Origin of the sequence: Pseudomonas sp. NFACC14, from assembly GCF_900106885.1 — a bacterium.
Classification (GTDB): Bacteria; Pseudomonadota; Gammaproteobacteria; order Pseudomonadales; family Pseudomonadaceae; genus Aquipseudomonas; species Aquipseudomonas fluorescens_AA.
Genome location: NZ_FNOA01000011.1, coordinates 180,755 through 199,965 on the forward strand (window position 1 = coordinate 180,755; position 19,211 = coordinate 199,965).

Consider the following 19,211-nt stretch of genomic DNA (forward strand, 5'->3'; position numbering starts at 1 on the left):
CCTTGCTCCCACAAGTACGACGCTTATCCTGTGGGAGCAAGGCTTGCCCGCGATAGCAATTTCCCATTCCCCTGGGTACATCTGACCCCCATCTCGATGAGCTGGCGCAAAAGCTGCATCCCACGACCATTCGCCGGTTTTCCGACACCGGTTTCTGGAGGGTAGGATGCGTAGCCTGGTTTTGCTGCTGGCCGTTTTGGTGCTTGGCGGTTGCATGAATGTCAGCGACATGGGAGAGGGCGTTCGTTATCACATGAGCGACGCCGGCCTGCTGGACCATAGCGACAGCCGTCGTATTAACAACCTGCGTATTCAGCCCGACTCGTTCATCTACATCGCCCAGGGCGCCTTCGCTCCGCCGGGCAGTGCCTATCCGCGTCCCAACGTAGTGGCCGAAGAAGCCTTCAATGGCTTCATCGAATATTTCCCCATGGTCCGTCGCGCCCGTGTTCCCGAAGGGCTCGACCAAGCCATGGGCGAAGCCCGTGCCGCGGGTGCCCATTACCTGTTGTACACCCGCTTCGCCAAGGCCGATAACCGCATCGGCAACTCCGACGAATGGCTGGATGAAGAAGCCGTGGATCGTCTCGGTGTCGATACCAGCGTGATTCAAATCATGTTGATCGAGACCAGTACCCAGTATTTGATCGATACTGCACGGATCAAGAGTCGTGGCGGTTTACTGACGTTGCACGACAAACAGCCCCAGGACCTCATCGCCACGCCGTTGCGTGAATATGCCCGCAGCCTGCTGGGGATGAGCGACGAATAATCACAAGGAGTCACCATGAGCGGACCGCAAAAAGCCAATGACTTGCTGGGGCAGATCCCCAAGACCAGAGGCCTGCCGCCGGTCCACTTGTGGAACCCGGATTTCTGCGGCGACATCGACATGCGCATCGCCCGGGACGGTACCTGGTACTACTTGGGCACGCCCATCGGACGAAAACCGATGGTCAAGCTGTTCTCCACCATCATCCGCCGCGACGGCGATGATTACTTCCTGATTACCCCTGTGGAAAAAGTCGGCATCAAGGTCGATGACGCGCCGTTCGTGGCCGTGACCCTCGAAGTTGAAGGGCAGGGGGAAGGGCAGTTGTTGCGCTTCACCACCAATGTCGAGGAAACCACTGAGGCTGGCGCCGAGCATCCGTTGCGGGTGGTGATCGATCCCCAGACCCAGGAACCGGCGCCCTACGTGCATGTGCGCAGCAATCTCGAAGCGCTGGTCCATCGCAATGTGTTCTACCAACTGGTGGAGCTGGCGGTCAGTCGCGAGATCGACGGGCAGCGCTGGTTGGGCGTGTGGAGCGGCGGCGTGTTCTTCCCGATAGGCCTGGAACCCTGAGCCCTTGTGGGAGCGATGGTTGATCCAATATCTGTGTTGACTGGACGTCCGCTATCGCGAGAAAGCTCGCTCCCACAGTGAATTTGGAGTGCCTGCAATATTTGTGTACGCCACCAAACCCTGTGGGAGCGAGCCTGCTCGCGAAGGCGTCGGCACATCCAATACCTTCTTGACTGACCCACCGCTTTCGCGAGCAAGCCCGCTCTCACAGCGGCCAAGTCAAATTAAAATTGACACCCAATCGTATGATGATTAGCGTGAGCCTCCAATAAGAGTGGCCCGCGGGGTTTTCATGTCCAGCAGTTTTCATGCATCGACCGTCGATTGGCTGGGGGGCTGGATAGCCGCCGGCCAGGTCAAGCCTGGGCAAACCATCAAGGTCGAAGCGGACTTGGGCGAGCAACTGGGCGTCAGTCGCACGGTGATCCGCGAGGCGATCAAGACGCTGGTGGCCAAGGGGATGCTGGAAGTCGGGCCGAAAGTCGGCACGCGGGTGTTGCCGGTGCGCCGCTGGAACCTGTTCGACCCCCAAGTGGTGGGCTGGCTGTCCCGCAGCGGCCTGCCGGAAAACTTCGTCGATGATTTGCTGGACCTGCGCCGTACCATCGAGCCGATGGCGGTGCGCTGGGCCTGCGAGCGGGCCACCGCCGATCAGGTGCAGGCGATCCGCCTGGCCTACCATGCGCTGGAACGGGCGGTGGACAGCGGCGCTGATTACAACCGCGCAGACCAGTTTTTCCACGAGTGCATTCTGGCCGCCAGCCATAATCAATTCATCGAACAAATGGTCCCGGCCCTGGGGGCGCTGCTGGCGGTGTCATTCGAGGTGTCGGCGGCCGACCCGGATGAGCTGCGCCGCACCTTGCCCATCCACAAGGACATCGCCGACGCCATCGCCGCCCGTGACGCGGCGCGGGGCGTCTGGGCCTGCATGACCCTGATCGATAACGCTGACCTGGCGATCAAACGCTTTTACCCCAATGTCATGGCGGGTCGAACAGATGCCGCCGGGCAAGTCGGGAACGGGAGGTTTCAATGAAGTGGACGGCTGTGACGGAACACCGGGCGAAATTGGGCGAAGGGCCGTTCTGGGATGCGCCGACCCAAGCGTTGTATTGGGTCGATATCGCCGGCAAGCAGGCCCTGCGGCTGATTGGCGCCAATGTGGAGATCTGGCAGATGCCCGAGCATGTCTCCGCCTTCATACCGACCCAAAGTGGCGACGCGCTGGTGACCCTGAGCAGTGGCGTCTACCGCCTCGATCTTGATTCGCCGGGCCTGGAGCCGCGCCTGACATTGCTGTGCATGGCCGACCCCCAGCCAGGCAATCGTGCCAACGAAGCCCGTTGCGACCCCCTGGGTCAACTCTGGCTCGGTACGATGCAGAACAACATCGGTGCCGAAGGCGAGGACTTGCCGATCGAGCACCGCTCCGGCGGCCTGTTTCGCATCGGGGGTGATGGCCGGGTCTTGCCCCTGTTGCGCGGGCTGGGCATCCCGAACACCTTGCTCTGGAGCCCCGATGGCACCACGGTGTATTTCGGCGACAGCCTGGATGGCACGTTGTATCGGCACTTTATTTACCCGGAAGGCAACCTGGCGCCTGCCGAGGTCTGGTTCGGCCCGCACCCCCGTGGCGGCCCGGATGGCTCGGCGATGGATGCCCGAGGGTATATCTGGAACGCCCGCTGGGACGGCAGTTGCCTGTTGCGGCTGACCCCGGACGGGCAGGTTGATCGGGTGATCGAGTTGCCCGTCAGCCGCCCGACCAGTTGTGTATTCGGCGATGAAGACCTCAAGACGTTGTACATCACCAGCGCGGCGAGCCCATTGGGTCATCCGCTGGACGGTGCCGTGCTATCGATGCGTGTCGACGTGCCTGGCGTGGCCTGTACAAGGTTTGGCGGCTAAATCCCAAAATATGGGATGTAAATATATATATTGAGATTATTTGGCAGCCGGGTTTATAGTCGGCTCCATCGGCAATACGCACTCACACTAAAAAAACAAGACAGGTGAAGTGATGCAACGATCTTTCCCCGTACGCCCCGGCGGCGTACGCCGGCCACTGTTCTTTCAAGCGCCTTCGCGCCGGTCATCCGTGGATGCCCGGTTTTTGTCGTGCCTGGGCACAGGAGCCCTGAGCCATGGCTGAGCCCTTGGTCTTGCCACCCGTGCCGGAGCCACCCAAGGGCGAACGCCTGAAGGACAAGGTGGTGCTGTTGACCGGCGCCGCCCAAGGCATCGGCGAAGCCATCGTCGCGGCATTCGCTTCGCAACAGGCCCGGCTGGTGATCAGTGATATCCAGGGGCAGAAAGTCGAGGCGGTGGCCGCCCATTGGCGTGAACGCGGGGCCGATGTGCACGCACTGCAAGCCGATGTGTCGAAGCAGCAGGACTTGCAGGCCATGGCTCGGCGTGCCGTCGAGCTGCACGGCCGCATCGATGTGTTGGTCAACTGCGCGGGCGTGAATGTCTTCCGTGACCCGCTGGAAATGACCGAAGAAGACTGGCGCCGCTGCTTCGCCATCGACCTGGATGGCGCCTGGTACGGTTGCAAGGCGGTGTTGCCACAGATGATCGAGCAGGGCGTGGGCAGCATCATCAACATTGCCTCCGTCCATTCGTCCCACATCATTCCCGGCTGTTTCCCTTACCCGGTGGCCAAGCACGGCCTGCTCGGCCTGACCCGCGCCCTGGGCATCGAATACGCGCCCAAAGGGGTACGCGTCAACGCCATCGCCCCGGGTTACATCGAAACCCAACTGAACGTCGACTACTGGAACGGCTTTGCCGATCCCCATGCCGAACGCCAGCGTGCGCTGGATCTGCACCCGCCACGGCGCGTCGGGCAACCGATAGAAGTGGCAATGACGGCCGTGTTCCTGGCCAGTGACGAAGCACCGTTTATCAATGCCTCATGCATCACCATCGATGGAGGACGTTCGGTCATGTACCACGACTGAATATTCCTGGATCGCAGCGGGAAACTTCGCCTGTAATCCAATCATCATACGATATGACTATTTAGGCCTATGCTGTGTAGCAACTTGATGTAACCGCCCAGCCTGCGCACTTCCACCGTCGGTGGAGCAGACCCTGGACGTTTGGCTTTCAATAAAAAAAACAAGGAGTCAACTATGAATCATCGTCGTGGGATCCGTTCCCTGTGTCGCGCCGCCCTGGCGGTCACCGCGGTCAGCCTCAGCAGCAGCTTGCTGGCGGCCGATCCCGTAAAAATCGGTTTCCTGGTCAAGCAGGCCGAGGAGCCTTGGTTCCAGACCGAATGGGCGTTCGCCGAGAAGGCGAGCAAGGACAAAGGCTTCGAGTTGATCAAGATCGCCGTGCCTGACGGCGAGAAGACCCTCTCGGCCATCGACAGCCTGGCTGCCAACGGTGCCAAGGGCTTTGTGATCTGCCCGCCGGACGTGTCCCTCGGCCCGGCCATCATGGCCAAGGCCAAGCTCAACGATCTCAAGGTGATTGCCGTGGACGACCGGTTCGTCGACGCCAGCGGCAAATTCATGGAGGACGTGCCGTACCTGGGCATGGCCGCGTTCGAGGTGGGCCAGAAGCAGGGCGCCGCCATGGCCGCCGAAGCGAAAAAGCGCAACTGGGAGTGGAAAGATACCTACGCGGTAATCAACACCTTCAACGAGCTGGACACCGGCAAGAAGCGCACCGACGGTTCGGTCGATGCCCTGAAGAAGGCCGGGATGCCGGCTGACCACATCCTTTATTCGGCGCTCAAGACCCTCGACGTGCCCGGTAGCATGGACTCCACCAACTCGGCGTTGGTGAAGCTGCCAAGCGCCGCGAAAAACCTGATCATCGGCGGCATGAACGACAACACCGTGCTGGGCGGCGTGCGCGCCACCGAAGCGGCCGGGTTCAAGGCGGCCAATGTGATCGGCATCGGCATCAACGGCACCGACGCCATCGGTGAATTGAAGAAACCCGACAGCGGCTTCTTCGGTTCGATGCTGCCAAGCCCGCACATCGAAGGCTACAAGACCGCCGAGATGATGTACGAGTGGATCACCACCGGCAAGGAACCGCCGAAGTACACCGCCATGGACGAGGTGACGCTGATCACCCGGGAGAACTTCAAGCAGGAGCTGGAAAAGATCGGCCTGTGGAACTGACGGTCGGTTGATTCAAAAGCGGCCCTGGCCACATGAGTGGCGGGGTCGCTTGATCTCTGTAAGTTCGAGGTGGTTATGCAAGCGCAAACAGCGACACTGCAACACAACATCGGCGGTAGCTTGCGGTTCAACGGGATCGGCAAATCCTTTCCCGGCGTGCAGGCGCTGGCCAATATCAGTTTCGTCGCGCATCCGGGGCAGGTGCATGCCTTGATGGGCGAGAATGGCGCGGGCAAGTCCACGTTGCTGAAGATCCTCGGTGGCGCCTACATCCCGAGCAGCGGTGACCTGCAGATCGGCGAACAGACGATGGCCTTCAAAGGCACTGCCGACAGCATCGCCAGCGGGGTGGCGGTGATTCACCAGGAGCTGCACTTGGTGCCGGAAATGACCGTCGCCGAAAACCTGTTTCTCGGCCATTTGCCGGCGCGTTTCGGCCTGGTCAACCGTGGCGTGCTGCGCCAGCAGGCGCTGACGCTGCTCAAAGGCCTGGCTGACGAAATCGACCCGCAGGAAAAAGTCGGCCGCCTGTCCCTCGGCCAGCGCCAATTGGTGGAAATCGCCAAGGCCTTGTCCCGTGGCGCCCACGTCATTGCCTTCGACGAACCCACCAGTAGCCTGTCGGCCCGGGAAATCGACCGTTTGATGGCGATCATCGCTCGCTTGCGAGACGAGGGAAAAGTGGTGCTGTATGTCAGCCACCGCATGGAAGAAGTGTTCCGTATCTGTAACGCGGTGACGGTATTCAAGGACGGTCGTTATGTCCGGACCTTCGAAAACATGAGCGAGCTGACCCACGATCAGTTGGTCACGTGCATGGTCGGTCGCGATATCCAGGACATCTATGATTACCGCCCTCGGGAGCGCGGCGATGTGGCGCTGCAGGTGAAGGGCCTGCTGGGGCCGGGCTTGCGCGAACCGGTGAGTTTCCAGGTGCACAAGGGTGAAATCCTTGGATTGTTCGGGCTGGTCGGTGCCGGTCGTACCGAGCTGTTTCGCTTGCTCAGTGGCCTGGAGCGCCAGAGCGAGGGGAGCCTCGTGCTGCACGGCAAGGAATTGAAGCTGCGTTCGCCACGGGATGCCATCGCCGCTGGCGTGCTGCTGTGTCCGGAAGATCGCAAGAAGGAAGGCATCATCCCGCTGGGCAGCGTGGGCGAGAACATCAACATCAGTGCCCGTCCGGCTCATTCCGCGCTCGGCTGCCTGCTGCGCGGCGACTGGGAGCGGGGCAATGCCGACAAGCAGATCAAATCGCTGAAAGTGAAGACCCCGGCGGCCAGCCAGAAAATCATGTACCTGTCCGGTGGCAATCAGCAGAAGGCGATTCTCGGTCGCTGGCTGTCGATGCCGATGAAAGTCCTGCTGCTGGACGAACCGACCCGTGGCATCGATATCGGCGCCAAGGCGGAGATCTACCAGATTATCCACAACCTGGCGGCCGACGGCATCGCGGTGATTGTGGTGTCCAGCGACCTGATGGAAGTGATGGGCATTTCCGACCGAATCCTGGTGCTTTGCGAAGGGGCCATGCGCGGCGAGCTGTCGCGTGACCAGGCCAACGAATCCAACCTGCTGCAACTGGCGCTGCCGCGCCAACGCGTTGCCGACGCGGCGAACTGAGAGGTAAATCATGACCATTCAAAACAATGCACTGCCAACGGCACGCAAACCCCTGGACCTACGCCGTTTCCTGGATGACTGGGTCATGCTGCTGGCGGCCATCGGTATCTTCGTGCTCTGCACCTTGATGATCGACAACTTCCTGTCGCCGTTGAACATGCGTGGCCTGGGCCTGGCGATTTCCACCACTGGCATCGCCGCGTGCACCATGTTGTATTGCCTGGCGTCCGGGCACTTCGACTTGTCGGTCGGCTCGGTGATTGCCTGTGCCGGCGTGGTCGCGGCGGTGGTGATGCGCGACACCAACAGCGTGTTCCTCGGCGTCAGCGCGGCGCTGGTGATGGGGCTGATCGTCGGCCTGATCAACGGCATCGTCATCGCCAAGCTGCGGGTCAACGCCTTGATCACCACCCTGGCGACCATGCAGATCGTCCGTGGCCTGGCCTATATCTTTGCCAACGGCAAGGCGGTGGGTGTCTCGCAGGAATCGTTCTTCGTGTTCGGCAACGGCCAGTTGTTCGGCGTGCCGGTGCCGATCCTGATCACCATCGTCTGCTTCCTGTTTTTCGGCTGGCTGCTGAACTACACCACCTACGGGCGCAACACCATGGCCATCGGTGGCAACCAGGAAGCGGCGTTGTTGGCGGGGGTGAACGTCGATCGCACCAAGATCATCATCTTCGCCGTGCATGGTTTGATCGGCGCCTTGGCCGGGGTCATCCTGGCGTCGCGCATGACCTCGGGCCAGCCGATGATCGGCCAGGGCTTCGAATTGACCGTGATCTCGGCCTGCGTGCTGGGTGGGGTGTCGTTGAGCGGTGGCATCGGCATGATTCGCCATGTCATTGCGGGCGTGCTGATTCTGGCGATCATCGAGAACGCGATGAACCTGAAGAACATCGACACCTTCTACCAATACGTCATCCGCGGCTCGATCCTGTTGCTGGCGGTGGTGATTGACCGTTTGAAGCAACGCTGAAGATCATTTGTGACTGATCTATCGCTATCGCGAGCAAGCTCGCTCCCACAGGTTTTTGTGTCCGGCACAACATCGCGACACAGCGCCGATCCTATGTGGGAGCGGGCTTGCCCACGAAGGCGGTGGTGCATTTCAGCACTGATGCAAGCTGATCTACCGCCATCGCGAGCAAGCTCGCTCCCACAGGTTTTTGTGTCCGGCACAACATCGCGACACAGCGCCGATCCTATGTGGGAGCGGGCTTGCTCGCGATGGCGTCCTCCCTGACGCCAACGATCACCCCGCTTTGCGCAACGCTTCGACCAACTCCTGCTTGCGCATCTTCGACCGTCCGGGAATGTTTTTCGCCCGGGCCTCCTTCATCAGGCTGTCCACCGTCTGGGTCCCATGGGAGGCTTTGCTGCTGCGCGGGTGACCTTCGCGGGTCTTGGCGGCGCGGCGGGCCGATTCCTTGCGGTCGGTTTTCTTTTGCGCAGTCGGTTTGGTCTTTCCCGAGCCGCCAGAGCGTTCGCCGCCACCGGACTGCTTGTTCACCGTCGCCCAGGCCCGTGCCTCGGCTTCGTTCTCCGACACGCCTTTTTTCTCGTAACTCTTTTCAATGTGTTCGGCCTTGCGTTTTTGCTCGGCGGTGTATTTGTCTTTGCTTCCACGAGGCATGGGGTTTTCCTCCTCAAGTGTCCGGGCAGAGGCTGCTTACTGGCTGGCAGCGCCACCTTCGGAGCCCGAGCCACCGGTCGTGGTTTTCGAACCCACGCCGGTCTCGGCGTTGTCAGGGGCGGTGGAGTCAGGTGTATTCATGCCGCCCTGGCGCCCCATGTCATTACCCTGCACGCGGGGATCCGTGCCGGTGGCAGGTGGCTGGCCATTGTTCAGACCGCCGCCGGTGCCGTCGGTGTTCAACTTGGGCAGGCCTTGCGTGGCTGGGGAGTTGGGCGCCTGTACCGGGTCGGTGGGGCCGGTGCCGGAAGTGGAAGCCGCGAAAGCCACCGAAGACAACAGCGTGGCGAGTGTGAATGCAGTCAGCCTTGAAGTGATCATGGTGTCGCCTCCATTTTTCAGAATGCTTACCTGATCTTGGGCCGTGGTGGCTTGGGGTTGGTGCCTTGGGCGCGACGAATGGCACTTTTGAAAGAAGCTCGCGTTCGCGATCAAATAGTTGGATCGGTATGTGACGAGCGTCGCGCAGCGGCTTAGTATGGCGCTTTCAATTGGCTACAAGGCCTGTTCATGTCGATCGAGATCCGTCCTGCGCAACCCAGCGATGCGCCTCAAATCCTTGCCTTCATCACCGAGTTGGCCGATTACGAAAAGGCCCGCCACGAAGTCATCGCCAGTGTGGCCGACATCGAGCGCAGCCTGTTCAGCGAGGGCGCGACCGCCCACGGGCTGATCTGCCTGCGTGATGGCGTGCCGATTGGTTTCGCGGTGTTTTTCTTCAGTTATTCCACTTGGCTGGGCAGCAACTGCTTGTACCTCGAAGACCTGTACATCACGCCTGAGCAGCGTGGTGGCGGGGCGGGCAAGACGCTGTTGCGCCACCTGGCGAAGATCGCCTGCGACAACGATTGCGGTCGCTTCGAATGGAGCGTGCTGGACTGGAACACGCCGGCCATCGAGTTCTACAAATCCCTCGGCGCGCAACCCCAGGAAGAGTGGGTGCGCTACCGAATGGACGGCAAGGTGCTACGGGATTTCGCTAACGGCCACTGAGCACTTCATGAGTGTGCGGCAGACGCGTATTCGGCAAACCCCGGTCGTTGCTCGAGGCGTTTGCAGTAGGCCGCCACGGCCGGATAGTCGGGACGCTCCATGGGCGCCTGGCGCCAACGGTGTACGGACAGGCCGATGAGCACGTCCGCGAGGGAAAACGCCGTACCGGCCACGTAGGCGCCGGTGCGGTTCAACTGCTGCTCCAGCAACCCCATCTTCTCGTTCCAGCCCTTGATGCCGGCGGCGATGCGCTGCGGGTCCTGGAAGTCCGGGTTCTTGCGCACCAGGGCGTGGAAGGCGTAGCCCCAGGACGGATTTAGCTCCGTGGCTTGCCAGTCCATCCACTGTTCGATTCGCGCCCGGGCGGCAGGCTCGACAGGTAGCAGATCGCTGGGCCCATGCTTGCCCACCAGGTACCGGCAAATGGTATTGGATTCCCAGAACACGCCGTTCTCATCAATGATCACCGGCACTTGGGCATTGGAATTCAAGGCCAGGAACGCTGGGTCCTGGGTCGAGGCAAAGCCGATGCCCCAATCTTCGCGCTCGTAGGCGATGTCCAGTTCCTGGCAGGTCCACAGCACTTTTCTGACATTGATCGAAGACGTGCGGCCGAGGATTTTCAGCAGTTGTCCCATCACTTTTTCCCTAGTTGTCTGGTGTCCGGTCAGAAAACGTAGCAGGGTCTTGGACGGATGGCGATTAGCTTTGTAGGTGACGTATTTATATCCCAATATATGGGAGTGATATTTATATATTGAGATTCTTTCGGCCCCGGGTTTATAGTCCGTCTCACTCACTGCCAAAAAACAAAACAGGTGAAGCGGATGCAGGCGCAATTGATCGCGCTCGATTGGGGGACCACCTCATTACGGGCTTACAAACTCGCAGCCGGTGGCGAGGTGCTCGAGCAGCGTTCGCTGTCGTCGGGGATCATGCAGTTGCCCACGGGGCCACGAAACGTGGCCGGCCAGGTATGCATCGACGGTTTCGAGCTGGCCTTCGACGAGGCCTGCGGCGACTGGCTCGATGCCCAGCCAGGCTTGCCTGTCATTGCCTGTGGCATGGTCGGCAGTGCGCAGGGCTGGCGTGAAGCGCCGTACTGCGACACACCCGCCAACGTCGCCAATCTCGGACATTCCCTACAAAGCGTTCGCAGCCTTCGCGGTGTCGATGTGCACATCGTGCCGGGCGTGATCCAGCGTTCACGCTTGCCCAATGTCATGCGCGGCGAAGAAACCCAAGTGCTCGGTGCCTTGCACAGCCTGCCGGACGAAGCGGTGCTGATCGGCCTGCCCGGCAGTCATTCGAAATGGGTGGAAGTGACCGATGGCCGCATCGTGCATTTCGATACCTTCATGACCGGCGAGATCTTCGCCGTGCTCAGTGACCACAGCATTCTCGGCCGCACCCAGCAACGGAGTGCGACCTTCGATGGCGTGGCCTTTGATCGCGGCGTGCAAGTGGCATTGTCGGTGGACGGCCAGATCGGCCCATTGTCCACCGTGTTCAGTGCCCGCAGCCTGGGCTTGACCGGCGAGTTGAGCGCCAGTGCCCAAGCGGACTACCTCTCGGGCCTGTTGATCGGCCATGAGCTGACGGCGTTGGCCCAGGTACAACGCCGACGCCGCGACAGCCTGCACCTGCCGACGGTGGTGCTGATCGGCAACTCCCAACTCTGTGTCCGTTATCAACGGGCCCTCGACGCCTGCGGTTTCGCCCGGGTGGTCCTGGCCGAACAGGCCACCGAACGCGGTTTGTGGCAACTGGCCGTGGCGGCCGGGTTGCTCGATTCCACCGCCCCCTGAACCTGACTGGAGGTCTGACATGCTCACACAAGCACTGGCGCACAACGGGCTGATCGCGATCCTGCGTGGCTTGCGTCCCGAAGAGGCGGCGGCCATTGGCGAGGTTCTGTACAGCGCCGGATTTCGCGTCATCGAAGTACCGCTCAATTCCCCCGAGCCGTACGAAAGTATTCGCATCCTGCGCAGTACCTTGCCCGCCGATTGCCTGATCGGTGCCGGCACCGTGCTGACGCCGGAACAGGTGGAACAGGTGAAAGCCGCCGGTGGCCAAGTGATCGTCATGCCCCACAGCGATCCGAAGGTGCTGCGTGCGGCGAAAGCGGCGGGCTTGTATTTGTCGCCAGGCGTCGCCACGCCCACCGAAGCCTTCGCCGCACTCGCCGAGGGCGCCCATGTGCTGAAGATGTTCCCCGCCGAGCAAATGGGCCCGGCGGTGGTCAAGGCCTGGCTCGCGGTGCTGCCGGCCGGGACCGTGCTGGTGCCGGTGGGTGGGATTACGCCGGACAACATGGCGGTCTTCGTCGAAGCCGGCGTCAAGGGTTTCGGCCTCGGTTCCGGGTTGTTCAAGCCGGGCCTGACAGCGGATGAAGTGGCGGTGCGCGCCAAGGCCTATGTGGCCGCATGGAATGCCTTGAACTGAAGACTTTTCCAGCGCTCCGTGCGCTGCATCTGACAAGAGAGCCAACAAGATGAAAATCACCAAGCTGACCACGTTTATCGTTCCGCCGCGCTGGTGCTTCCTCAAGGTCGAGACCGACGAGGGCGTGACCGGTTGGGGCGAGCCTGTGGTCGAAGGCCGTGCCCATACGGTGGCGGCTGCCGTTGAAGAATTGTCCGACTACCTGATCGGCAAAGACCCTCGCAACATCGAAGACATCTGGACCGTGCTCTATCGCGGCGGCTTCTACCGCGGCGGGGCCATTCACATGAGTGCCCTGGCCGGCATCGACCAGGCGTTGTGGGACATCAAGGGCAAGGCCCTGGGCGTGTCGGTCAGCGACCTGCTGGGCGGCCAGGTGCGGGACAAGATCCGTGTGTATTCGTGGATCGGCGGCGACCGGCCGGCGGACACCGCTCGCGCGGCGAAAGAGGCGGTGGCGCGGGGCTTCACCGCAGTGAAGATGAACGGCACCGAAGAGCTGCAGTTCCTCGACACCTTCGAGAAAGTCGACCTGGCCCTGGCCAACGTGGCGGCGGTGCGCGATGCGGTCGGACCGAACGTCGGCATTGGCGTGGACTTCCACGGCCGGGTGCACAAGCCGATGGCCAAAGTGCTGATGAAGGAACTCGACCCCTACAAACTGATGTTCATCGAAGAGCCGGTGCTCAGCGAAAACTATGAAGCCCTCAAGGAACTGGCGCCGCTGACCAGCACCCCGATTGCCCTGGGCGAGCGGTTGTTTTCCCGCTGGGATTTCAAGCGCGTGCTCAGCGAGGGCTACGTGGACATCATCCAGCCGGACGCATCCCACGCCGGTGGCATCACCGAAACCCGCAAGATCGCCAACATGGCCGAGGCCTACGACGTGGCGCTGGCGCTGCACTGCCCACTGGGCCCCATCGCCCTGGCGGCGTGCCTGCAACTGGATGCGGTCTGCTACAACGCGTTCATCCAGGAGCAAAGCCTGGGCATCCACTACAACGAGAGCAACGACCTGCTGGACTACATCAAGGATCCGCAGGTGTTCGACTACGACAAGGGCTTCGTGAAGATCCCCAATGGCCCGGGCCTGGGCATCGAGATCAACGAGGAATACGTCATCGAACGCGCGGCCATCGGCCACCGCTGGCGCAACCCGATCTGGCGCCATGCCGATGGCAGTTTTGCCGAGTGGTGAGTCAGGCCTGACCCTGTGGGAGCGACTTTGCCCGCGATGAGGATGTATCAGTCACACATGTGCCAACTGACACATCCTCATCGCGAGCAAGCTCGCTCCCACAATTTGATCTTCGCAAGCAGGGAGATCTTCTTCGATGCACCCGTTTCCTCAATAAACATAAGAAGAGGCACCTCACATGCAAGCGCACACCCTGAGCGCGCAGGCGTCGTTGGTGACGCCCAGCCGCAAGCGTTTTTTCATCATGGTCCTGCTGTTCATCACCGTGGTGATCAATTACCTGGACCGCAGCAACCTCTCCATTGCCGCTCCCGCGCTGACCAGCGACCTGGGCATCGACCCGATCCATGTCGGGCTGATTTTCTCGGCGTTCGGCTGGACCTACGCCGCCATGCAGATTCCCGGTGGCTGGCTGGTGGACCGGGTGCCGCCGCGCATTCTCTATAGCGTGGCATTGCTGTTGTGGTCGGTAGCCACAGTGATGCTGGGGTTCGCCGCCAGCTTCATCGCGTTGTTCGTGCTGCGCATGGCGGTCGGTGCCCTGGAAGCGCCGGCTTATCCGATCAACAGTCGCGTGGTGACCACTTGGTTTCCCGAGCGCGAGCGGGCCACGGCCATCGGTTTCTATACCTCCGGGCAGTTTGTCGGGCTGGCCTTCCTGACGCCGGTATTGGCCTGGCTGCAACACGCCTTCGGCTGGCACATGGTGTTTGTCGCCACGGGCGCGGTAGGGATTCTCTGGGCGGTGATCTGGTACGCGGTGTATCGCGAGCCACGGGATTTCAAAGGCGCCAACGCCGCCGAAATCGAGCTGATCCGTGAAGGCGGCGGGCTGGTGGATATCCAGGCCGATACCGCCAAGGTCAAGGCGAAATTCAGTTGGTCCGACCTGGGCATCGTCCTGACGCAACGCAAGTTGTGGGGCATTTACCTGGGGCAGTTCTGCCTCAACTCCACGCTGTGGTTTTTCCTGACGTGGTTCCCCACCTACCTGGTGAAGTATCGCGGCATGGACTTCATCAAGTCCGGCTTGCTGGCGTCGTTGCCATTCCTCGCGGCGTTTGTCGGCGTGCTGTGCTCCGGGTTCTTCTCCGACTGGTTGATTCGTCGCGGCGCCACCGTGGGGTTCGCGCGCAAGCTGCCGATCATTGGCGGGTTGCTGATCTCGACCTCGATCATCGGCGCCAACTTTGTCGAGTCGACGCCGCTGGTGATCGCTTTCCTGGCCCTGGCGTTCTTCGGCAATGGCCTGGCGTCGATCACCTGGTCGCTGGTGTCGACCCTGGCGCCGGCACGATTGCTCGGGTTGACCGGCGGGGTGTTCAACTTCATCGGCAACCTGGCGGCCATCGCCACGCCGATCGTGATTGGCTTCCTCGCCAGCGGCGACTCGTTCGCCCCGGCCATTACCTATATCTCTGTCCTGGCATTGGCTGGCGCGCTGTCCTACATCCTGCTGGTCGGGAAGGTCGAGCGCATCGAGTTGTAGTCCGACGGGGCGGGCGACCATAATGCCGCCCGTTCCCCGCTCACTGTTGAAGGCCGGCTATGCAGCAAGACGATCCAAAAATCACCAAGGACGCCGCGCCGACAGGCACGCAGACATTGCTGCGTGGTCTGGGCGTGGTCCAGGCGGTCGCCAGCGGCGCCCGTGACTTGAAGGAAATCGCCCGGCTGATCGGCACTACCCGCAGCACCACTCATCGCCTGGCCAGTTGCCTGGTGGACGAACGTTACCTGCGTGTGGTGCCGCAAGTAGGCTACCTGCTGGGGCCAAAGTTGATCGAACTGGGCTTCCAGGCCCGGGAAGAACTGCCACTGGTGAGCCTGGCGGGGCCGTACCTGGACGAGTTGTCGGCGCTGACCGGGGACACCGTTCACCTGGCGATTCGCGAGGGCGACGAAGTCTTGTACCTGCTGAAGAATCCGGGGCGAAACGGCCCGGAAATGCGTTCGCGCGTAGGCCATCGCATGCCGTTGGCGCGCACCGGGATCGGCAAGGCGCTGATGCTCGATGACACTCAGGAACAATGGAAGCGGCTGTATGAAATCAGCCTGCCGGCGGGTGGGAAAAATCAGTTCTGGCCCCAGCATCAGGAGCAATCCTGGGAACAGTTCCAGCAACGGATGCTGGAGTACGTGGCGGGGGGCTATGCCTTCGACCTGGAAGACAACGAACCGTCGATTCGCTGTGTGGCGGCGCCGATCCGTGACGCCGGCAAGCGCATCGTCGCCGGTATCAGCATCGCCAGCACCGTGCCGTACATGCCCCTGGAAAAGATGGCCGAGCTGATTCCCCTGGTCAAAGGGGTCACAGCCCGGCTGTCGGCGGAACTGGGCGCCAAGGTCTGACGAACCTCAGGCCTCGAGCGTTGCCATGTCGATGACGAAGCGGTACTTCACGTCGCCGGCGATCATGCGGCTGTAGGCCTCGTTGATCTGGCGGATGTCGAGCATTTCAATGTCGCAGCTGATGTTGTGTTCGGCGCAGAAGTCCAGCACTTCCTGGGTTTCGGCGATACCGCCGATCAACGAGCCGGCCAGGACACGACGACCCATAATCAAGTTGGCCGCATGGACTGGCGGATCGATCGGCTCGACCAGGCCCACCAGGATGTGTACACCGTCGAACCGCAGGGTACTGAGGTAGGGGTTGAGGTCGTGCTGCACCGGAATGGTGTCCAGCAGGAAGTGGAAGCGTCCGGCCGCGGCAGCCATCTGCTCGGCGTCAGTGGACACGATCACATGGTCGGCGCCCTGGCGACGGGCTTCTTCGGCCTTGCTGGCCGAGCGGGTGAACAACGTGACTTCGGCGCCCATGGCCTTGGCGAACTTGATGCCCATGTGGCCGAGGCCGCCCATGCCCAGCACGCCGACCTTGTCGCCGGCCTTCACGCCGTAGTGCTTGAGCGGCGAGTAGGTGGTGATGCCAGCACAGAGAATCGGCGCGGCACTGGCCGGGTCGAGTGCTGCCGGGATGCGCAGCACAAAGTGCTCCTTGACCACGATGCTGTTGGAGTAACCGCCCATGGTGTGGCCGCCGCTGATACGGTCCGGGCTGGCGTAGGTCTGGGTCATGCCTTGGTAGCAGTATTGCTCCAGGTCGGCGTGACAGGCTTCACACTCGCGGCAGGAATCGACCATGCAGCCAACGCCCACCAGATCGCCGACTTTATAGCGGGTGACATCCGCGCCGACGGCGGTGACTTTGCCGATGATTTCATGGCCGGGCATCAGTGGATAAACGGCGATGCCCCATTCGTTGCGGGCCTGGTGAATGTCGGAGTGGCAGACACCGCAGTAAAGAATGTCGATCGCCACATCGTCGGCTCGCGGGCTGCGGCGCTCGAACTTCATCGGGGCGAGGGGAGCGGTGGGCGATTGGGCGGCATATCCGATGGCTGTGTACATGATGGACCTCGCTAAGCAGTGAACGGTGAGGGTTTCATTCTGGGAGTCCTGGCGGCAGGCGGCGATGGTAATTCCTCCGCCTGTCATGCCTAATCCTCCGGTCTTGGCCAGGATTTGATCCTATGTGACGCCAGACCTGCGATGATGGTTTCATCCCTTTTTTCGTGAAGTTTTCGCCATGTTGTTGACCCGCCATCTCGATGCCAACGCTACGCTGGTCTCATTGATAGAACCCTTGGCGACCCGCGACGGTTTCGTCCCGACGCCACTGCCCGGCGTACATGTGCTTCGGGCCAGCCAGGACGTCGCGCGTGGCCCGCAGCTCTACGAACCGAGTCTGGTGATCATTGCCCAGGGTAGCAAACTGGCGTATCTGGGGCCGCGCACGCTGGAATATGGCGCCGGGCATTATCTGATCCAGGCCTTGCCGGTGCCATTCGAATGCGAAACCTACGCCATGCCCAATGCTCCACTGTTTGGGGTTTCCGTTGCGATCGATCGGGCGATGCTGGGGGAACTGGTGTTGGCCATGGGGCTGGTGCCGGGTCGAAACCTGGCGCCGCAGACGCCGGAATCAATGACCTGCGCAGTGCTCGATGACGCCATGCGTGGATGTGTCGAGCGCTTGTTGCGCTGCTTGCACGATCCGTTGGAGTGCCAGGTCATGGGCCAGGCGCGGCTGCGGGAGTTGCTGTTCGTCGCGTTGCGCGGGCCTCAGGCCGACGTATTGCGGGCGCTGGTGGAGCAGCATGGGCAATTCGCTCGGATTGCCGCTGCCCTGAGTCATCTGCATGCGCATTTCACCGAGCCGCTGAACGTCGAGACACTGGCCAGTTGCGCGAACATGAGCGCCTCGACCTTTCATGAGCATTTCAAGCGCAGCACCTTGCTCTCGCCGGTGCAGTACCTCAAGCGGTTGCGCCTGCTCAAGGCCCAGCGGCTGCTGCTCATCGACGGCATGGGTGTGGCCCAGGTGGCGCATCAGGTGGGGTATCAGAGCCCGTCGCAGTTCAGTCGGGAGTACAAGCGCTACTTCGAGCGCAACCCCGGGGAAGAGCGCGCCGCCTGATCCTGTGATGTTCACCTGTGGGAGCGAGCTTGCTCGCGATAGCGGCGGTTCAGCTTGCATCAATGTTGAATGGGCTGCCGTCATCGCGAGCAAGCTCGCTCCCACATTGGGTTGCGGTGTTCCTTGGATGGCGGGCAACAAAAAGGCCCCCATTGCGGGGGCCTCGATGTTCAGCGTGTCGGCTTACATGTTCGGGTAAGTCGGCCCACCGGCACCTTCCGGTGAGACCCAGGTGATGTTCTGCGCCGGATCCTTGATGTCACAGGTCTTGCAGTGCACGCAGTTCTGGGCGTTGATCTGGAAGCGTTTCTCGCCGTCTTCCTTGGTCACCACTTCGTACACGCCAGCCGGGCAGTAGCGCTGGGCCGGTTCGTCGTACAACGGCAGGTTCTTGCCGATCGGGATGCTCGGGTCGGTCAGCTTCAGGTGGCAGGGTTGTTCTTCTTCATGGTTGGTACCGGAGATGAACACCGAGCTGAGTTTGTCGAAGCTGAGCTTGCCGTCCGGTTTCGGGTAGTCGATTTTCTTGCAATCGGCGGCCAGCTTGAGGCAGGCATAGTCCGGCTTGTTGTCGTGCAAGGTGAACGGTATTTTGCCGCCGAAGATGTTCTGGTCGAGCCAGTTGAAACCTCCGCCGATGATCGCACCGTACTTGTGGATCGCCGCGCCGAAGTTGCGGCTGGCGAACAGTTCTTCGTACAGCCAACTGTTCTTGAAATTGTCGACGTAGGCGGTCAGTTCATCACCGCCTTCGGACTCGGCGAACAAGCGATCGGCCACGGCCTCGGCGGCGAGCATGCCGGATTTCATGGCGGTGTGGCTGCCCTTGATCTTGGCGAAGTTCAGGGTGCCGAGGTCGCAACCGATCAGCGCGCCGCCCTTGAAGACCATTTTCGGCAACGAGTTCAGGCCGCCCTTGCAGATGGCACGGGCGCCGTAGCTGACGCGCTTGCCGCCTTCCAGGTACTGCTTGAGCACCGGGTGATGCTTGAGGCGCTGGAACTCGTCGAACGGCGACAGGAAGGTGTTGCTGTAGGACAGGTCGATAATCAGGCCGACCACCACCTGGTTGTTTTCCAGGTGATAGAGGAAGGAGCCGCCGGTGTTCTCGGTGCCCATGATGTCCAGCGGCCAGCCAGCGGTGTGCACCACCAGGCCGGGTTGATGCTTGGCCGGGTCGATTTCCCAGATTTCCTTCAGGCCGATGCCGTAGTGCTGGGCGTCGGCCTCGCTGTCCAGGTTGAAGCGCTTGATCAACTGCTTGCCGATGTGACCACGGCAGC

At 61.6% G+C, this 19,211-nt stretch carries 20 protein-coding genes; 15 read left to right on the forward strand and 5 right to left on the reverse strand.

Features of this window, described 5'->3' with window-relative positions; translation table 11 throughout:
* The first annotated feature begins 166 nt into the window (after window positions 1–166).
* From BLU85_RS18095 to araH, 8 genes are all read left to right on the forward strand, one after another.
* The gene (locus tag BLU85_RS18095) at window positions 167–772 is read left to right on the forward strand and encodes a DUF4823 domain-containing protein (protein WP_092201928.1); all 606 of its coding nucleotides are present in this window, start codon (window positions 167–169) and stop codon (window positions 770–772) included.
* A 15-nt stretch (window positions 773–787) separates the two neighbouring features.
* Window positions 788–1,348 (forward strand): DUF1285 domain-containing protein, encoded by a 561-nt coding sequence (locus tag BLU85_RS18100; RefSeq protein WP_092201930.1) that lies wholly within the window; start codon window positions 788–790, stop codon window positions 1,346–1,348.
* Between the two features lie 292 nt (window positions 1,349–1,640).
* The gene (locus BLU85_RS18105) at window positions 1,641–2,387 is read left to right on the forward strand and encodes a FadR/GntR family transcriptional regulator (RefSeq protein ID WP_060741242.1); all 747 of its coding nucleotides are present in this window, start codon (window positions 1,641–1,643) and stop codon (window positions 2,385–2,387) included.
* Entirely contained in the window at window positions 2,384–3,259 is an 876-nt protein-coding gene (locus BLU85_RS18110) for an SMP-30/gluconolactonase/LRE family protein (RefSeq protein WP_092201932.1), read from the forward strand. Before BLU85_RS18105 ends, BLU85_RS18110 begins: the two co-directional genes overlap by 4 nt.
* A gap of 236 nt (window positions 3,260–3,495) precedes the next feature.
* The gene (locus BLU85_RS18115; RefSeq protein WP_092201934.1) at window positions 3,496–4,314 is read left to right on the forward strand and encodes an SDR family oxidoreductase; all 819 of its coding nucleotides are present in this window, start codon (window positions 3,496–3,498) and stop codon (window positions 4,312–4,314) included.
* Window positions 4,315–4,488: 174 nt separating this feature from the next.
* Window positions 4,489–5,493: a substrate-binding domain-containing protein gene (locus tag BLU85_RS18120; RefSeq protein WP_092201936.1), complete on the forward strand. Its 1,005-nt coding sequence runs from the start codon at window positions 4,489–4,491 to the stop codon at window positions 5,491–5,493.
* Between the two features lie 75 nt (window positions 5,494–5,568).
* Window positions 5,569–7,113: an L-arabinose ABC transporter ATP-binding protein AraG gene (gene araG / locus BLU85_RS18125; protein WP_092201938.1), complete on the forward strand. Its 1,545-nt coding sequence runs from the start codon at window positions 5,569–5,571 to the stop codon at window positions 7,111–7,113.
* A 10-nt stretch (window positions 7,114–7,123) separates the two neighbouring features.
* Entirely contained in the window at window positions 7,124–8,092 is a 969-nt protein-coding gene (araH, locus tag BLU85_RS18130) for an L-arabinose ABC transporter permease AraH (RefSeq protein ID WP_092201941.1), read from the forward strand.
* Window positions 8,093–8,368: 276 nt separating this feature from the next.
* On the opposite strand, the gene BLU85_RS18135 is transcribed toward araH, so the two are convergent.
* Together BLU85_RS18135 and BLU85_RS18140 are read right to left on the reverse strand one after the other, a co-directional pair.
* On the reverse strand, window positions 8,369–8,749 hold the full coding sequence (locus BLU85_RS18135) for a Rho termination factor N-terminal domain-containing protein (RefSeq protein ID WP_092201943.1): 381 nt from the start codon (window positions 8,747–8,749) through the stop codon (window positions 8,369–8,371).
* 36 nt (window positions 8,750–8,785) lie between these two features.
* The gene (locus BLU85_RS18140) at window positions 8,786–9,130 is read right to left on the reverse strand and encodes a hypothetical protein (protein WP_060741249.1); all 345 of its coding nucleotides are present in this window, start codon (window positions 9,128–9,130) and stop codon (window positions 8,786–8,788) included.
* A 189-nt stretch (window positions 9,131–9,319) separates the two neighbouring features.
* Between BLU85_RS18140 and BLU85_RS18145 the strand changes: the two genes are divergently transcribed.
* Window positions 9,320–9,802, forward strand: coding sequence for a GNAT family N-acetyltransferase (locus tag BLU85_RS18145; RefSeq protein WP_060741250.1), 483 nt, complete (start codon window positions 9,320–9,322; stop codon window positions 9,800–9,802).
* Window positions 9,803–9,807: 5 nt separating this feature from the next.
* Here the strand turns inward: BLU85_RS18145 and BLU85_RS18150 are convergent, their stop codons facing one another.
* Window positions 9,808–10,440, reverse strand: a complete 633-nt coding sequence (locus BLU85_RS18150; protein WP_092201945.1) for a glutathione S-transferase family protein — start codon at window positions 10,438–10,440, stop codon at window positions 9,808–9,810.
* 189 nt (window positions 10,441–10,629) lie between these two features.
* Between BLU85_RS18150 and BLU85_RS18155 the strand changes: the two genes are divergently transcribed.
* The 5 genes from BLU85_RS18155 (at window position 10,630) to BLU85_RS18175 (ending at window position 15,800) form a co-directional block, all read left to right on the forward strand.
* A complete protein-coding gene (locus tag BLU85_RS18155; RefSeq protein ID WP_092201947.1) occupies window positions 10,630–11,610 on the forward strand; it encodes a 2-dehydro-3-deoxygalactonokinase in 981 nt (326 codons plus the stop codon).
* 19 nt (window positions 11,611–11,629) lie between these two features.
* Entirely contained in the window at window positions 11,630–12,250 is a 621-nt protein-coding gene (locus BLU85_RS18160; RefSeq protein ID WP_003204208.1) for a 2-dehydro-3-deoxy-6-phosphogalactonate aldolase, read from the forward strand.
* Window positions 12,251–12,299: 49 nt separating this feature from the next.
* Window positions 12,300–13,448 carry a galactonate dehydratase gene (dgoD, locus tag BLU85_RS18165; protein ID WP_003179439.1) on the forward strand — a complete coding sequence of 383 codons (1,149 nt, stop codon included), beginning with the start codon at window positions 12,300–12,302 and terminating at the stop codon, window positions 13,446–13,448.
* A 178-nt stretch (window positions 13,449–13,626) separates the two neighbouring features.
* Window positions 13,627–14,937, forward strand: coding sequence for an MFS transporter (locus BLU85_RS18170; RefSeq protein WP_060741253.1), 1,311 nt, complete (start codon window positions 13,627–13,629; stop codon window positions 14,935–14,937).
* 59 nt (window positions 14,938–14,996) lie between these two features.
* On the forward strand, window positions 14,997–15,800 hold the full coding sequence (locus tag BLU85_RS18175) for an IclR family transcriptional regulator (protein ID WP_072406290.1): 804 nt from the start codon (window positions 14,997–14,999) through the stop codon (window positions 15,798–15,800).
* Window positions 15,801–15,806: 6 nt separating this feature from the next.
* Here the strand turns inward: BLU85_RS18175 and BLU85_RS18180 are convergent, their stop codons facing one another.
* A complete protein-coding gene (locus BLU85_RS18180; protein ID WP_092201949.1) occupies window positions 15,807–16,859 on the reverse strand; it encodes an NAD(P)-dependent alcohol dehydrogenase in 1,053 nt (350 codons plus the stop codon).
* A gap of 178 nt (window positions 16,860–17,037) precedes the next feature.
* Here BLU85_RS18180 and BLU85_RS18185 point away from each other — a divergent pair, with 178 nt between their 5' ends.
* Window positions 17,038–17,928 carry an AraC family transcriptional regulator gene (locus tag BLU85_RS18185; protein WP_092201951.1) on the forward strand — a complete coding sequence of 297 codons (891 nt, stop codon included), beginning with the start codon at window positions 17,038–17,040 and terminating at the stop codon, window positions 17,926–17,928.
* Window positions 17,929–18,111: 183 nt separating this feature from the next.
* On the opposite strand, the gene BLU85_RS18195 is transcribed toward BLU85_RS18185, so the two are convergent.
* Window positions 18,112–19,211 (reverse strand): electron transfer flavoprotein-ubiquinone oxidoreductase (locus tag BLU85_RS18195; protein ID WP_092290030.1); only part of this gene is annotated, 1,100 nt, incomplete at its 5' end.

What these genes read in the sequence shown, in the direction of transcription:
- BLU85_RS18095 (WP_092201928.1), top strand. Translation starts at nt 167, where the DNA reads ATGCGTAGCCTGGTTTTGCTGCTGGCCGTTTTGGTGCTTGGCGGTTGC.
- BLU85_RS18100 (WP_092201930.1), top strand. Translation starts at nt 788, where the DNA reads ATGAGCGGACCGCAAAAAGCCAATGACTTGCTGGGGCAGATCCCCAAG.
- BLU85_RS18105 (WP_060741242.1), top strand. Translation starts at nt 1,641, where the DNA reads ATGTCCAGCAGTTTTCATGCATCGACCGTCGATTGGCTGGGGGGCTGG.
- BLU85_RS18110 (WP_092201932.1), top strand. Translation starts at nt 2,384, where the DNA reads ATGAAGTGGACGGCTGTGACGGAACACCGGGCGAAATTGGGCGAAGGG.
- BLU85_RS18115 (WP_092201934.1), top strand. Translation starts at nt 3,496, where the DNA reads ATGGCTGAGCCCTTGGTCTTGCCACCCGTGCCGGAGCCACCCAAGGGC.
- BLU85_RS18120 (WP_092201936.1), top strand. Translation starts at nt 4,489, where the DNA reads ATGAATCATCGTCGTGGGATCCGTTCCCTGTGTCGCGCCGCCCTGGCG.
- araG (WP_092201938.1), top strand. Translation starts at nt 5,569, where the DNA reads ATGCAAGCGCAAACAGCGACACTGCAACACAACATCGGCGGTAGCTTG.
- araH (WP_092201941.1), top strand. Translation starts at nt 7,124, where the DNA reads ATGACCATTCAAAACAATGCACTGCCAACGGCACGCAAACCCCTGGAC.
- BLU85_RS18135 (WP_092201943.1), bottom strand. Translation starts at nt 8,749, where the DNA reads ATGCCTCGTGGAAGCAAAGACAAATACACCGCCGAGCAAAAACGCAAG.
- BLU85_RS18140 (WP_060741249.1), bottom strand. Translation starts at nt 9,130, where the DNA reads ATGATCACTTCAAGGCTGACTGCATTCACACTCGCCACGCTGTTGTCT.
- BLU85_RS18145 (WP_060741250.1), top strand. Translation starts at nt 9,320, where the DNA reads ATGTCGATCGAGATCCGTCCTGCGCAACCCAGCGATGCGCCTCAAATC.
- BLU85_RS18150 (WP_092201945.1), bottom strand. Translation starts at nt 10,440, where the DNA reads ATGGGACAACTGCTGAAAATCCTCGGCCGCACGTCTTCGATCAATGTC.
- BLU85_RS18155 (WP_092201947.1), top strand. Translation starts at nt 10,630, where the DNA reads ATGCAGGCGCAATTGATCGCGCTCGATTGGGGGACCACCTCATTACGG.
- BLU85_RS18160 (WP_003204208.1), top strand. Translation starts at nt 11,630, where the DNA reads ATGCTCACACAAGCACTGGCGCACAACGGGCTGATCGCGATCCTGCGT.
- dgoD (WP_003179439.1), top strand. Translation starts at nt 12,300, where the DNA reads ATGAAAATCACCAAGCTGACCACGTTTATCGTTCCGCCGCGCTGGTGC.
- BLU85_RS18170 (WP_060741253.1), top strand. Translation starts at nt 13,627, where the DNA reads ATGCAAGCGCACACCCTGAGCGCGCAGGCGTCGTTGGTGACGCCCAGC.
- BLU85_RS18175 (WP_072406290.1), top strand. Translation starts at nt 14,997, where the DNA reads ATGCAGCAAGACGATCCAAAAATCACCAAGGACGCCGCGCCGACAGGC.
- BLU85_RS18180 (WP_092201949.1), bottom strand. Translation starts at nt 16,859, where the DNA reads ATGTACACAGCCATCGGATATGCCGCCCAATCGCCCACCGCTCCCCTC.
- BLU85_RS18185 (WP_092201951.1), top strand. Translation starts at nt 17,038, where the DNA reads ATGTTGTTGACCCGCCATCTCGATGCCAACGCTACGCTGGTCTCATTG.